General features: G+C 58.7%; 1 protein-coding gene. It reads left to right on the plus strand.

Annotation, left to right across the window (positions count from 1 at the left end; genetic code table 11):
• On the plus strand, positions 1–1,014 hold a 1,014-nt coding region (locus HZU84_RS19990), incomplete at its 5' end, for a hypothetical protein (protein ID WP_219341029.1).
• Positions 1,015–1,433: the final 419 nt, after the last annotated feature.

Raw genomic sequence — 1,433 nt, forward strand, 5'->3', positions numbered from 1 at the left:
TGCGGCCCGCAGCCGCGGGTTGAGCTTTTGCCGCCCCATGGTGCGCGCTGGGCAAGCGCTGCGCCTATTGGCAGAATCCTCTGTGCCGGGCGCGGTGCGAGGGGATGGCCCTTTCATTCGTTAGGCCTCCAGACCAACGCTGTGCTCTATCACACGATCGCATCCTCTAGGTGGCTGAAGCGCGCGCTTGGCGTGGGCCTCGTGATTGCCTATCCGGTGCAGTTGCTCATTGGCACGACGCTCGGCTGGCTCCTATGTTCCTTTGTGATCTACCTCGCTACACCGGCGCTCACAAGCGTCCAGCCATGGTCGTTCGGTCAGCTCATCCTGTGGTTTGACGAACTTGGCGTCGAAGCCAAGGTCGGTATATCAAGCAGCCTGGTAACGGTGCTGGGGTTCTTCATCGCGCTGCAAACAACGATGCACAGTTGGCGGCGTCAGACAGCAGCGTCAATGCGCATGTCAGCGGCAGACACGATTGACCGAGTAGTCAGCGAAGTCAACGGGCTCATTCTTCAGATTGAGATATTCTCGGAAGCTCTGGCAAGGGAAGTCTCTCGCGTTCGAACCCACAGAGTTCCTCTCGATGCTGCTCCCTTCTTGTCTTCCCTGTCGGACGACGTCATCGCGTTCCGAGCCCACCGTCAGCGCCTCCTGCAGCTCGAGCAAGAGATTCTTGCGCTACCCGCACGATACGCGCTACTCTTCATGCCGCTGTCCGACGTACCAGCCGCTCTTGATGCAATTGCGGAGCAGGTCGAATACGTCACCAAGAAGATCTGGGTCCGTACGCCACCCGGCGGAACTGAACACCCTGAACACCGTCGCCTGCTCATGGAATCGATCGATCCAGTCAAGTTCGAGGAGCTTGCCGGAGTTTGTGATTCAGCACACAGCGCTATAGCTGGTCTTCATGGCGCCGCCCGAGGCGTCCTCCTTGGTCCAATCATTGAGATGAACCCTAGAGCCTTTCTCCGTACGGTGCGGGCCCTACTTGGCAAAGACGAAGACTGAAAGGCAAGCGTTTGCGCAGGGAGGCCTAACCCTTCGCTCAGCTCGAACGCAAGGGCATCCCCGCGAAATCAACAAAACCTCTCCTGGCAGGTTTTTATGAAACCCGCCTGAGCAGCGTTCAAACGATCCAACCAACGCACACGAAACCAGCGACTGACAGGGAGAACAAGGTGCGGACTGCAAAACTACAACCGGTCTTTGCTGCGGCTGTCTGTGCCGCTGACCCTGATGCAAGACGCGCGTGGGGGCTCCATTCGTTAGCCGAGGTTGCTCTTGCGAGCGCCTCCCAGAGTTAACCGAGCACTCCCCACGCAGGTCTGACCTTGTTCCATCAACGCAGGCATCACGCGGTGGCAGATTCTTCCTTCACGGTGTCGGATGAGACATTCGAAATCGGTTCGACGGGCCGGGTCGGCTCA

It is taken from the genome of Sphaerotilus sulfidivorans (genome assembly GCF_013426975.1).
GTDB classification, from domain to species: Bacteria; Pseudomonadota; Gammaproteobacteria; order Burkholderiales; family Burkholderiaceae_C; genus Sphaerotilus; species Sphaerotilus sulfidivorans.